The following is a 12096-nucleotide window of genomic DNA, read 5'->3' on the forward strand; positions in this document are numbered from 1 at the left end:
TGCTCATGCCTCCTCTGCCGCGTCGCGGATTGCAGCGACAATGTTCGGATAGGCGGCACAACGGCAGATGTTGCCGCTCATCCGCTCGCGGATCTCGGCATCGGTGAGAGCGACGGAAGCCGCTGCCACGTCGGCGCTCGCATGGCTTGGCCAGCCGGCCCGCGCCTCGCCCAGCATACCAACCGCCGAGCAGATCTGGCCTGGCGTACAGTAGCCGCACTGGAAACCGTCGCGGGCGATGAAGGCGGCCTGGACCGGATGCAGCCGGTCGCCCTCGGCAAGGCCCTCGATCGTGGTGATCTCGTCGCCTTCATGCATTGCGGCAAGCGTCAGGCAGGAATTGATCCGGCGCCCATCGACGAGCACCGTGCATGCGCCGCACTGGCCGTGGTCGCAGCCCTTCTTCGAGCCGGTGAGGCCAAGATGGTTGCGCAGAGCGTCGAGCAGCGTCGTCCGCGGGTCGAGCTCGACGGTAAGATCCTTCGCGTTGATCCGCAACGATATCGGCATCGTCGGTAGCGGTGAGGACGACGCAGCCACCGTGACGGTCTCGGCCGGCTCGGCGCCAACCGGTATCCCCGTAGCAAGGAGCACCCCGGTCGCAACACCGCCCTCCAACACCATCCGACGCGTCGGCCCGCTCCTGTTGTCCGTTTTGGCCATGCATGATCTCCCAGTCGTAATGAAGAACACAGACGGCAACTTGACCCGATAGCGAACCCTCGGGTTCTGTCACCTAACGACACTGGAGGTGGGAGTGCGCGTGGCGGCTTTCTTTCAAGAAACCGGCGGCACTATCAGGATTCTGGAGAAGAATTCACCCGATAGGCACGAGGCGTCATGCCCCTTAGACGCCGGAAGGTCGTGGTGAAGTGGCTCTGGCTTGAAAAGCCGAGCCGAAAGGCAATGGTACCGATCGACAAACCCGTTTCGCGCAGCAGCATCTCCGCTCGCCGCACCCGTTCCTCGATCACATAGGCATAGGGTGCAAGGCCGGTCGTCGCCTTGAATCGGCGCGCAAAACTGTCGACGGCCATGCCCGCGACGGCTGCCAGCTCGCTTAGCGAAATGTCGGAATTCATATGCGCATCGATGTAATCCCGAACGCGACCAAGTGCCCGGCGGCTGAGGCAGCCGTGACGTACAAACCGCTGTTGCTCCCGGCTCAGATTGGCCACGCGGAGGCTGACGAGGGTGACCAGATGCTCGACATAGGCAGTGTCTGGCTTGTGGCCGAGTGCCATTTCGTCGCGAAGCGAACTCAGCAGCGTGGCGACGACCGCGTCCTTCTTGTTCACCAGGATCGGCAGGTTCCTCAGGCGTTCGCATCCGGGAAGCCTGATATCGGGATCGATCCACAGGGCTGAGTAGGAGAGGTTTACATCGCGATAGAAGCCCTGTCGTTCCGCGCCTGCCGGGACGAAGGTGAGGGCTCCGGGACGGTCCATTCCGTCGCAAAGGGATCGTGCCTCGTGTCGGATGGATGTATGGGACGTGCCGCCTTCTTCGGTCAGCACGATCAGATGATGAGGGGCTGTCCAGCGGAGCTCCGCCTCCCGGCACGCCCACCGCCGGTTGTCGAAGACGATCGAGGAGCTGACCCATGACGCGGTTTGCAGGGGCTCCGACTTCTCGTCCTGGCTCCGAACCCGTCCGTCACCAAGCAACGGTCTGAATGACATCGCGGTAACCCGCTGGTTCACTCGCCGGGCCGTGGTCGACCCCGGCTTCGAGCGCTGGGCGCCGCCCCGCCGCTACGCATACGGCCGTCCATGTGGGACAGGCAACGGGCGTTTTTAACCGTGCCGTGTTCAAGAAATCGTGAGATCAGGCAAATCCAGCGCCCTCCCGGCAAAGCGGATCATCCGCGCTCGGGAAACATCGCCTTCAGGCCTTCGCGCGAGGCCGTAGCGACACCGCGTTCGGTAATCAAGCCGGTGACCAGCCGCGCCGGCGTCACATCGAAGGCCGGATTGGCCGCCGGCGTCGCTTCCGGCGACACGCGGACCTGGGCGATCTCGCCGGAGGCGGTCTTGCCCCAGACCAGCGAGACCTCGTCGGGCGAGCGCTGTTCGATCGGAATTTCGGCCAGCCCGTCGCCCACCGTCCAGTCGATCGTCGGCGACGGCAGCGCGACATAGAACGGCACGTCGTTGTCGGCGGCGGCCAGTGCCTTGAGATAGGTACCGATCTTGTTGCAGACATCGCCGTCGGCGGTGGTCCTGTCGGTGCCGACGACGACCATGTCGATCTGGCCGCGCTGCATCAGATGGCCGCCGGCATTGTCGACGATCAGCGTATGCGGCACGCCGTGGCCGGCCATCTCCCAGGCGGTCAATTGGGCACCCTGGTTGCGGGGTCGCGTTTCGTCGACATAGACATGGACTGGAATGCCGGCTTCCGTCGCCAGATAAATCGGCGCGGTGGCGGTGCCGTAGTCGACGGTGGCCAGCCAGCCGGCGTTGCAGTGGGTCAGGATATTGACCGGTTCGCCCGGCTGCTTGCGCGCCGCGATCGCCTTGATGATTTCGAGCCCATGGGCGCCGATGGCGCGGTTGAGACCGACATCCTCGTCGGCGATCTCGCCGGCACGTCGATAGGCAGCCGCGGCACGTTCTGCCAGGGGAAGCGTCAGCAGGAAGCGCTGCATTTCGTTCAGCGCCCAGCGCAAATTGATCGCCGTCGGGCGCGTTTCGTGCAAGGTTGCCCAGACCGCGTCGAGTGCTGCATCCGACGGATCGTCGGCCATCTGCATGGCGACGCCATAGGCGGCGGTGACGCCGATCAGTGGTGCTCCGCGCACCCACATGTCGCGGATTGCCGTGGCGATGCCGGCGACGGTATCGATCTTTTCGATGCGGAAATCATGCGGCAGCCAACGCTGGTCGATGATCTCCACCGAACGCCCGTCGTCACTCGGCCAGATGGTGCGGTAGTGGCGGTCGCCGACGTTCAAGTCTTGCTCTCCCGTTCGATCAGCGCGGCCAACTGGTTGACCTCGTCGATGCTGTGGATCTGGCGCCGGTTGACGGCGAGGTGACGGCCGAATTTCAGCGCCTTTGCTTCACATCTGGCGCGCAGATCCGGATCGGCAATGGTCTCGAAATCAGCATTATGGGCAAGGCCGAGAATGCGCCGGTGAACCTCGACGCCGGCAAAGCCGAGCAGATCGGTCCAGATCGACTGCAGCATGTGGTCTAGCGCCTGCTCGGCGCCAAGCCTGTCGTCCTGATCTTCGAACAGGCTCTTCTGGTAGAGCATGCCGGTACGCTCGGTCCGCCACAGATGCGAGAACTCGGCGCGAAACACCGACCATGTCTCGACCGTAACGCCGAGCAGATAGTCGCGCATGGCGTCGCGGCTGCCGCCCTGTTCATGGCCGCGCTGCGAGAAGAACGCCATCCAGAAATTGGCGAGCAGCATGCCGACGTCGAAGGCGATCGGCCCGTAGAAGGCGAATTCGGGGTCGATCATCCGCGTTTCGGTGTCGGTGACCATGATCGAGCCGGAATGCAGGTCGCCATGCAGCAGCGTCTCGGCATTGGCGGCGAAGATGTGCTTCATGCGCTGCGCCTCGACCTTGAGGTCGCGGTCGGCGCGCAGCTCGGCGACGATGTCATCGAGCTGTGGGCTGGTGTGCCGGTTCATCTTGGCATCGAAATACGGATCCGAGAAAACCAGGTTCTCGGTGATGTCGCAGAGTTCGACGTTGTCGGCGAATAGCGCCAGATCGGCCTTGCGGTCCTTGGTCGCCATGCTGAGGTCGGAGCCGCGAAACAACGTGCGGGCCATGAACAAGCCGATGTCTCTCGCGATGTTGGGCAGTTGCCGGCCCTCGATCAGCGCCCGCCGCAAGATAATATGCGGCGACAGATACTCCATGATGATCAGCGCCTGGCCTTCATCGAAGTGGTAGATCTCAGGCACCGAACCCGGCGCCCGTGCCTGTTGCCGCGTCAGCGCATGATATTCGAAGAAGGAACGCTTCAACGGCAGCGGCCAGCTGTCGCCGACCAGCCGGACGTAGGGCAGGGCCTGCTTGACCACGGCCGCACCCTCAGCACCCTCGACAATGAACACAAGGTTTAGATTGCCGTCGCCGACTTCGCGAACCTTCCACTGGCTCGTATTCTTGCCGATCTGCGAACACAGGGACCCGTTGGCACCGAGACGGCCCGCCAGCGTCTCGACCGACAGTGCTTCGAACGGCGATTTCCCAGTCATCCTCACCTCCCGCTCATGTGCTCCGATGATAGCGGAGCCAACGCGGTCGGGCCAAGCTAGGAAGCCTTCTGGCAATTGTCAATCGTGTTGACAATTGCCGATATAGCCCATAGCGTCACGGTCAGGGAGGAACGAATGGGCAATGATGCCGTGTTCCGCGTCGACGGCCTGAGGAAATCCTTTGGCCATATCGAGGTGCTTGGCGGCGTCTCGCTCGAATTGCATGCCGGCGAAGTGACCGTGCTGATGGGCGCCAACGGTGCCGGCAAATCCACCCTCGTCAAGATCATCAGTGGCGTCTACGACCATGGCGGCGGCTCGATGTCGCTTGCCGGTCATGACTTCGACCCGAAAACGCCGGCGGAGGCGATCCGCGCCGGTGTCGTTACCGTCCACCAGAACATCAATGACGGTGTCGTCGCAGACCTTGACGTCGCCACCAATCTTACCCTCGACAGGTTGAGCGGCAGCGGCGTGCCGACCCTGTTCAATCCAGGCCGGGTACGTCGCGAGGCCAAGGCGGTGGCCGGCCGCATGGGACTGGCCATCGACCTCAAGGCCCGGATCAGCGATCTCTCTCTGGCCGACCGCCAGATGGTGGCGATCGCCCGCGCCATGGCGCACCGGCCGAAAGTGCTGATCCTAGACGAGCCGACCTCCTCACTGTCCAGTGCCGAAGCCGACCGGCTGTTCGCATTGCTCGACCGGCTCCGCCAGCAAGGCGTGGCCATTCTCTACATTTCGCACCGTATGTCTGACATCAGGCGGCTTGCCGATCGCATCATTTCGATGCGCGATGGGGTCATCTCAGGCATCTTCGACAAGAAGCCGCTGGATTACGAAGGTGCGGTCAACGCCATGCTCGGCCGCAAGATCCAGCTCGAGCGCATCGTCGCCAGGAATTCGGCCAAAGCAATTTTTACTGCCGACGGCTTGCGGATTGCTGAAGGCGCCAGGCCGATTTCGCTGACGCTCGGCGACGGCGAGGTCGTCGCCATCACCGGCCTCGTCGGCGTCGGCAAGACCGCGCTCGCCGAGACGCTGTTCGGCCTGCGCAAGCCGCTGTCCGGGACCATGATGCTGAACGGGAAACCCTATGCGCCGGCGTCGACCGGCGAAGCGATTGCCGCCGGCGTGTTTCTCGTCGCCAAGGACCGGGGCGAAAACGGCATCGTCGGCGACTTCAATATCCAGGAAAACATCAGCCTGCCGTTCCACAGCCGCATGTCGCGTCTCGGTGTTCTCAAACGCCGTATCGAACGCGCTATTGCCCGCCAGCAGATCCAGGAGCTCGGCATCGTCTGCCGCTCGGAGAAGGACGAAATGTCGTCGCTTTCCGGCGGCAATCAGCAGAAGGTGATGGTCGCCCGCTGGATGTCGCAGGGCGCAAGGCTTTTCATCCTCGACGAGCCGTTTCAGGGCGTCGACATTTCGGCCAGGCGCGACATCGCCGGCAAGCTGCGGGCCAGCGCCAGCGGCCGCGCGACGCTGCTGTTCGTCACCGAACTCGATGAGGCCCTGGAGACGGCCGACCGCATTCTGGTGATGTCGGAGCAGACGATCGTCGGCGAGCACCGCAACACCGATATCGATCTCGAGCGTCTGCTGGCCGAAGTGGCGGGCGGGCCGTTGCACAGCGCAGCCTGAGGGCGGGAAGACGATGAGAATTGGAATGGAGAGGGCATGAGTTCAGGTTGGGTAAAGACGGTGCCAGCATGCGGGAGCGCTGAATGATCCTGCGCGACAATGCCATCCGCTATGGCTTCATCGTCCTGTTGTTCGGGTTGATCGCCTATTTCGCCGTCGCCGCCGATGGCTTCGTCTCGCCGCAAAGTGCTGTCTTCATCTTCCAGTCGGTCGCCATCACCGGCGTTCTGGCCCTCGGCGTCACCGCCACTCTGGTCGTCGGCGGCTTCGACCTGTCGATCGGCTCTGTCGCCACCAGCGCCATGATGGCGGCTGCCTATGTCATGGTGGTGCTGGAACAGAACGCCGTCGTGGCGGTCGTCGTCTGTCTTGTGATCGGCGCCGTGGTCGGCCTGATCAATGGCTGGCTGATCGTTTATATGCGGGTGCCGGATCTTTTGGCGACGCTCGGCATGATGTTCCTGCTTGTCGGTCTGCAGCGCATACCGACCGAGGGCCGTTCGATCGCCACCGGAATGACCATGCCCGACGGCTCGGTCGCCAACGGCAGCTTCGGCGCCGCGTTCCTGGCGCTTGGCCGTCATCGCTTCGATTTCTTCATCCCGAACCTCATTCCGGTGTCGGTCGTCGTCCTGCTCGTGCTGGCGGTGCTGATCTGGTTCTTTCTCGAATACACCCGTTTCGGGCGCATGATGTATGCGGTCGGCAGCAACGAACGCGCCGCGGAACTCGCCGGCGCGCCTGTCAAGGCATACAAAATCTGGGCCTATGTGATTTCGGGAGTTTTTGCCTCGATCGGCGGCATTTTGCTCGCTGCCCGGCTTGGACGCGGCGACATCGCCTCGGGTAATAATCTGTTGCTCGACGCGGTGGCTGCGGCACTCATCGGTTACGCGGTTCTCGGCGCCGCCAAGCCGAACGCCTTCGGCACGGCCGTCGGCGCGGTGTTTGTCGGCGTGCTGCTGCAGGGCCTGACGATGATGAACGCGCCTTACTACACGCAGGATTTCGTCAAGGGCGTGGTTCTCGTGGTCGCCCTTGTCTTCACCTTCGCCCTGTCCGGCAGGGGCAGGAGATAGGTTTCGACCGGTTACATTTTGGGTTCAACAAGTGGAGGAAGCAACGTGAACATCACAAGAAGACTTTTGGGGAAGGCAGCGCTCGGGCTTGCCGGCGCAACATTGCTGATGCAGTTGCCGGCGATGGCGCAGGACAGGCCGGCGCCGTTCGACAAGCCGGGCGCCGTCAAGATAGCGCTGGTCCGCTATCTCTCGACCGGCGACTTCTTCCAGGCGTATTTGTCCGGCGTCGAGGCGCAGGCCAAGGCACTCGGCGTCGACCTGCGCGTGCTCGACAGCCGCCAGGACGCGGCGCTTCAGGCGGACATGGTCGACCAGGCCATCGCGCTCGGCGTCCAGGGCATCATCATCCAGCACGGCTTGACGGAATCGATGAAGGACGCCGCCCAGCGCGCGGTCGACGCCGGCATCAAGGTCGTCGCCTTCGACGTCAATGTCGAAAACCCCAAGATCCCGCAGATCGAGCAATCCGACCGCGACCTCGCGCGCCTGGCGCTCGAACAGGCGGTCAAGGACAATGGCGAGAGCTGGAAGGCCGGCTATGTCTATGTCGCCGGCATCGCGCCGCTCGACCGCCGCAACGAGACCTGGGTCGAATTCAAGAAGAAGTATGCAGGCATCGACGAAGTTGCCATGTTCGGCACGCTCGACAACCCGATCGCCAATTCGGTCGCCAACCAGGCCCGCTCGGTGTTGTCGGCCCACCCCGACATCAAGGTGATGTTCGCGCCCTATGACGAATTCGCCAAGGGCGTGAAGATCGCCGTCGACGAGGCCGGGCTGAACAAGGACATCAAGATCTATTCGGCCGACATCTCGACCTCGGACATCGCCGCGATGCGCGAGCCGGACAGCGCCTGGGCGGCAACCGCCGCCACCAACCCGGCCGTCGTCGGCCAGGTCTCGGTGCGTGCGCTGGCGCAGCTCTTGGCCGGCGAAGACCCGGGCCACAACGTCATCGTGCCGCCGACGCTGATCACTCAGAAGGATCTGATCGACAAGAACATCAAGAACATGGAGGACCTCTCGGCCAAGCTGCCGCAATTCGCCCATGCCGACGTCGCGATGCCGGCCTGGATGCCGAACCCGAACGCGAAGTAGTCTTTCGCTATCGGCAAAGAAAAGAGCGGCTCGCGGGCCGCTCTTTTTGTTGGTCCGGTGTTTAGATCTACCTCAACGCCGCCGCGATGTTGCCGCCGTCGACCGTCGTCACATCGGCGGTTGTCCGCTCGGCCAGCGCTTGATGCAGAAAGGCCTGGGCGACGTCTTCGGCCGTCACTTCCTGCCCGAGCAGGTTGCCGGACATGTAGTCCTTCTCCGACACGCCGCGCGCGCCCGAGCGGCTGGCGATCATGGCGTCGGTCAACAGCCCAGAACGGATGCGATCGGCGTTGACGGCATTGGAGCGGATGCCATTCGCGCCGTAGTCGAGCGCATATTGCCTGGACAAAAACAGCGTTGCCGCCTTGGGAATGCCATAAGCGCCGAACTTCGGCCCCGGATTGACCGCCTGCTTGGAGGTGTTGAACAACAGCACGCCGCCGGTGCCCTGTTCCAGCATAATGCGCACGGCATTCTGCGCCGCCGACTGGTGGGCGAAGAAATTGAGTTCGAAGCTTTTGCGCAAGGTGACGTCGTCGAGCTCGCCGATCCGGCCCTCCCAGGCAGCACCGGCATTGGAGACGAGAATGTCGAGGCCGCCGTAGACGGCGACCGCCTTGTCGAAGGCGGCGCGCATCTGCGCCGGATCGGTGATGTCGGCACCAATGCCGATCGAATTGTTGCCGGCTTTTTTTGCCGCCTCGGCAGCCCTTGCCGCATCGAGATCCACGACGATGGCATGGGCACCGTTGTCGGCGAACAGCTTTGCCGTGGCAGCACCAATTGCGCCGGCGCCGCCGGTGACCAGCACCACCTGGCCGGTCAGCGGCTTCGGCTTGTTGGCGGCGAGCTTGGCCTGTTCCAGCGACCAGTATTCGAGCGGGAACAGGTCGGCTTTGGAGAGCGGGCGGAAATCGCCGACGGCTTCGGCGCCGCGCACCGCCTCGATCCACATTTCGCCAACGTCGGAGGCGATCTTCGCGTCCTTGAGCGTGCGGCCGTGGCCGAACATGCCAAGGCCGGGCACCAGCGTCAGCCGCGGCATCGGGTCGAGCATGGTGCGCTTCACATCGTCGAGCGCGTCGTTGGTCTCGAAATAGGCGCGATAGTCCTTGGCGAATTTCTCGACATGCTGGCGGATGACGGATTTGTAGTCGCCGACCTTGTCAGCGTCGGGCGCCGGCAGTGCCATCGGTCCGGTCTTGATGCGGATCGACAGGTCGGGTGTCGACACGCCGCGCCCGGCATAGTCGGCAATTTTTGCCGAATTGATGAAATCGATGATCGCATCCGAGGTCCGGAAATCGCTGATCATGCGGTCGAAGCGGCCTTCACCGCGCGCCACTGCCACCGCGCCGCGCAGCATCGGAGCAATCTCCGCGGGCTTCGCCAGCCTGGCCGGCAGTGCCACCTTTTCGGTGCGCGGCTTGCCGTGGCTGGCGATGAAATCCTCGGCGACGTTCACGTAATGGATCATCCGGTCGTAGGCCTGCCTGGCATCGTCGCCGAAGGTGAAAATGCCATGCTTGTCGAGGATCAGGCCTTCGACCGTCGGATCGGCGTCGAAAACATCAGCGGCCGCCTTCGCCAGATCGAAGCCCGGCATGATGTAAGGCACAAAGCCCATCTTTTCGCCGAACACCTTCCGGCTCAGCACCTCACTGTCCTCCTGGTCGACGATGGCGAGGATTGCGGTCGAATGCGTGTGGTCGACGAATTTGTGCGGCAGAAAGGCGTGCAGCAGCGTCTCGACCGACGGATTGGGCGAGGACGGATCGATGAGGTTCGCCCGCTGCAGCGCGACCATGTCCTCGTCGGAGAGCTTCTTGAGCGACCGCGCCTTCAACAGCGCGCCGAGCTTGACCGCCGGCAGGCCCTGCGGCTCGATGACGCCCATGTCCCAGCCGCTGCCCTTGACGCAGAGCACGTCCCATTCGTCGCCGACAAGATCGGTGGCCCTGGTCTTGCACGAGGTGTTGCCGCCGCCATGCAGGACGAGCCGCGGCTCGCCGCCCAGCAGCCTGGTCGTGTAGACGCGCAGCGCCAGGTCGCGGGCCACACCCTTCTTTGCATAGTCCTTCTTTGCATAGTCGGCGACCAGCTTCTCCGCGTCGCCGTCATTCCACAGGTTCTTCATGTCAGCTTCGTCCGATTTCTCTTTGTTGTGAACAGGAATGCCGCGACGCTTTGATGACAATGCACCGGCGGCTGGAATTAACTATCAGGCGACCTTTTCTGCTGCCGCTCCGGCATTGTCGAGCAGCCGTCGCGCCATGCGCGCGCCGACGACGAGATGGGTGCAGAGCCCGCCGGCGATGGCCGCGACGAGCGGTTCGAACTTGCTCTCTTCCTGCACCACCACAAGGCGCTTTTCGATCTGGCGCAGCGATGACAGCTCTGCCGAAATCAGCCGGCGGTTGTAGCTGCAGTCGAGCGCCTGGCCTTGGGCGTCGATGATCTGCCCGGCAATGACGCCGGCCGCACCCGATTTACGCAATACAGCCATTTCGCTTGGCGTCAGCGCGCCGCATTTGACCAGATGGCTGTCGGTGTCCACCGAGCCTACCGAATACAGCGCCAGGTCGCATTCGCCGATGCCCGACAACTGCTCGCGGATCACCGGCTCGGCGCGCAGGCCGCGAGCCAGTTCTTCCGTCGTCAGCACCAGCGGCGCGTAAAAATTCAGCCCCTTGGCATTGAGCCGGCGTGCGATTTCCATCGTACATTGGTCCGGCCGGTACGAATAGGGGGCGCCCAGATTGCCGCAGAGCTGCACCACAGTGACGTCCTGCAGATCGGCATAGGACATGATGTCGGCGATGGTGTAGATCGTCCGTCCCCAGGCGACGCCGATGCGGTCGCCCTTCCTGATCAGCTCGAGAAAGACGCTTGCCGCGAGCACCGCGATATCGGTCGAGGGGTCGGCGATATAGCCGTTTTCCGGCGCGATCCAGACCGCGTCGAGCCTCAGCGCGTCTTCCAGCTTGCGTGCCAGCACGTCGTCGGTGAAAAGCTGGGTCGAGGTCGAGATGTTGACGATGCCGGTCTCGCGCGCCTTGCGCAGATACATCGCCACCGAGGCACGGGAAATCTTGAGCTGGCTGGCCACCTGGTCCTGGCGCAGGCCGTGTGCGTAGTAAAGCCAGGCGGCCTTGTGGATAAGCTGTTCTGCCGGTCGGATCGCCATGCCATCTCCTCGCTGACATTATTCACGGCTCTCGACAAAAGTCAAATTGGGAGGAAGCGAGATAGTTGGCGTGGGGAGCATTGCCGATGTCAGTAATTGTGCATTTGTTGTTATTATGGGTACCATTGGTCGGGACAGGAAATCCGAGAATGAATGTATCATTGGGAGAGCGATGGGAAACCTTCGTGTCCAATATTGTCAAACGCGGCCGCTACGGCTCTGCCAGCGAAGTCGTGCGTGAGGGCCTGCGCCTGGTCGAAGAGCGCGAGGAAAAGTTGAAGGCGCTGCGTGCCATGGTGGACAAGTCGTTTGCCGAAGGCGGCGAAGCCTCGGAGCAAGATATCGACGCGGCCTTGGAAGCCAAGGCCAAGCAGCTCGCAAAGGAAGGTTTTTAGGAGTGCCGCGGCTGCGCATGCTGCCGTCGGTACAGACAGATTTGGTCGATATCCTTGAATACATCACCGGCCAAAGCGGCAGCCTGTTGATTGGCCGTCGCTTTGTGGATGCGCTGCGCCAGAAATGCCGCGATCTGGCGAGCTTGCCGGCGACGATCGGTCGTGCTCGTCCCGAACTCCGGCCGGACGTCCGGAGTTTCGCTTTCAGGGGATACGTGATTTTCTTCCGTTACAATGGCGATTTCTTCGAGGTGGCGAACATTGTGGAAGGCATCGGGACATCGATGGTTTGTGGCCAGAGGGTGAAGGGGCGCTCAGGTAAACAGGCGAAGCTGCATACCGCTGAGGTGGCCTCGATAAGATATTCACCAACAGCGGGCGCTTGCATCGCGCTAAGACGGTCGCAACAGACCGGCGGAGCACGAATCCTACAACATGTTTAAAGCCAGGTGGTAAGAAGGCT

The 12096-nt window shown here is 62.9% G+C and carries 11 protein-coding genes; 5 read left to right on the forward strand and 6 right to left on the reverse strand.

Annotated elements, in window-relative coordinates; genetic code table 11:
* Positions 1-3 precede the first annotated feature (3 nt).
* The 4 genes from NKJ40_RS10590 to mtnK form a co-directional block, all read right to left on the reverse strand.
* Positions 4-663, reverse strand: coding sequence for a 2Fe-2S iron-sulfur cluster-binding protein (locus NKJ40_RS10590; protein WP_352466046.1), 660 nt, complete (start codon positions 661-663; stop codon positions 4-6).
* A gap of 134 nt (positions 664-797) precedes the next feature.
* Positions 798-1448, reverse strand: coding sequence for a helix-turn-helix domain-containing protein (locus NKJ40_RS10595; RefSeq protein WP_352466047.1), 651 nt, complete (start codon positions 1446-1448; stop codon positions 798-800).
* Between the two features lie 413 nt (positions 1449-1861).
* Complete coding sequence (gene mtnA, locus NKJ40_RS10600) at positions 1862-2956, reverse strand: S-methyl-5-thioribose-1-phosphate isomerase (RefSeq protein ID WP_352466048.1); 1095 nt, start codon at positions 2954-2956, stop codon at positions 1862-1864.
* On the reverse strand, positions 2953-4224 hold the full coding sequence (gene mtnK, locus NKJ40_RS10605; RefSeq protein WP_352466049.1) for an S-methyl-5-thioribose kinase: 1272 nt from the start codon (positions 4222-4224) through the stop codon (positions 2953-2955). Before mtnK ends, mtnA begins: the two co-directional genes overlap by 4 nt.
* Positions 4225-4359: 135 nt before the next feature.
* Here mtnK and NKJ40_RS10610 point away from each other — a divergent pair, with 135 nt between their 5' ends.
* From NKJ40_RS10610 to NKJ40_RS10620, 3 genes are all read left to right on the forward strand, one after another.
* Positions 4360-5871, forward strand: coding sequence for a sugar ABC transporter ATP-binding protein (locus NKJ40_RS10610; protein WP_352466050.1), 1512 nt, complete (start codon positions 4360-4362; stop codon positions 5869-5871).
* Between the two features lie 83 nt (positions 5872-5954).
* Positions 5955-6950: an ABC transporter permease gene (locus NKJ40_RS10615; protein WP_352466051.1), complete on the forward strand. Its 996-nt coding sequence runs from the start codon at positions 5955-5957 to the stop codon at positions 6948-6950.
* 45 nt (positions 6951-6995) lie between these two features.
* Positions 6996-8051 (forward strand): substrate-binding domain-containing protein, encoded by a 1056-nt coding sequence (locus NKJ40_RS10620; protein WP_352466052.1) that lies wholly within the window; start codon positions 6996-6998, stop codon positions 8049-8051.
* 67 nt (positions 8052-8118) lie between these two features.
* On the opposite strand, the gene NKJ40_RS10625 is transcribed toward NKJ40_RS10620, so the two are convergent.
* Positions 8119-10188, reverse strand: a complete 2070-nt coding sequence (locus NKJ40_RS10625; RefSeq protein WP_352466053.1) for a bifunctional aldolase/short-chain dehydrogenase — start codon at positions 10186-10188, stop codon at positions 8119-8121.
* Positions 10189-10272: 84 nt separating this feature from the next.
* Positions 10273-11238, reverse strand: a complete 966-nt coding sequence (locus NKJ40_RS10630) for a sugar-binding transcriptional regulator (RefSeq protein ID WP_352466054.1) — start codon at positions 11236-11238, stop codon at positions 10273-10275.
* A gap of 149 nt (positions 11239-11387) precedes the next feature.
* On the opposite strand from NKJ40_RS10630, the gene NKJ40_RS10635 reads away from it, so the two are divergent.
* Together NKJ40_RS10635 and NKJ40_RS10640 are read left to right on the forward strand one after the other, a co-directional pair.
* The gene (locus NKJ40_RS10635; protein WP_352977862.1) at positions 11388-11633 is read left to right on the forward strand and encodes a type II toxin-antitoxin system ParD family antitoxin; all 246 of its coding nucleotides are present in this window, start codon (positions 11388-11390) and stop codon (positions 11631-11633) included.
* Positions 11634-11650: 17 nt separating this feature from the next.
* The gene (locus NKJ40_RS10640; protein ID WP_352466056.1) at positions 11651-12076 is read left to right on the forward strand and encodes a type II toxin-antitoxin system RelE/ParE family toxin; all 426 of its coding nucleotides are present in this window, start codon (positions 11651-11653) and stop codon (positions 12074-12076) included.
* The last annotated feature ends 20 nt before the right edge of the window (positions 12077-12096 follow it).

The sequence above is a fragment of the Mesorhizobium sp. M0119 genome (assembly GCF_040322615.1).
Classification (GTDB): Bacteria; Pseudomonadota; Alphaproteobacteria; order Rhizobiales; family Rhizobiaceae; genus Mesorhizobium.

Coding starts and splice junctions, on each gene's coding strand:
- NKJ40_RS10590 (WP_352466046.1), bottom strand. CDS start 663: ATGGCCAAAACGGACAACAGGAGCGGGCCGACGCGTCGGATGGTGTTG.
- NKJ40_RS10595 (WP_352466047.1), bottom strand. CDS start 1,448: ATGGACCGTCCCGGAGCCCTCACCTTCGTCCCGGCAGGCGCGGAACGA.
- mtnK (WP_352466049.1), bottom strand. CDS start 4,224: ATGACTGGGAAATCGCCGTTCGAAGCACTGTCGGTCGAGACGCTGGCG.
- NKJ40_RS10610 (WP_352466050.1), top strand. CDS start 4,360: ATGGGCAATGATGCCGTGTTCCGCGTCGACGGCCTGAGGAAATCCTTT.
- NKJ40_RS10615 (WP_352466051.1), top strand. CDS start 5,955: ATGATCCTGCGCGACAATGCCATCCGCTATGGCTTCATCGTCCTGTTG.
- NKJ40_RS10625 (WP_352466053.1), bottom strand. CDS start 10,188: ATGAAGAACCTGTGGAATGACGGCGACGCGGAGAAGCTGGTCGCCGAC.
- NKJ40_RS10630 (WP_352466054.1), bottom strand. CDS start 11,238: ATGGCGATCCGACCGGCAGAACAGCTTATCCACAAGGCCGCCTGGCTT.
- NKJ40_RS10635 (WP_352977862.1), top strand. CDS start 11,388: ATGAATGTATCATTGGGAGAGCGATGGGAAACCTTCGTGTCCAATATT.
- NKJ40_RS10640 (WP_352466056.1), top strand. CDS start 11,651: ATGCTGCCGTCGGTACAGACAGATTTGGTCGATATCCTTGAATACATC.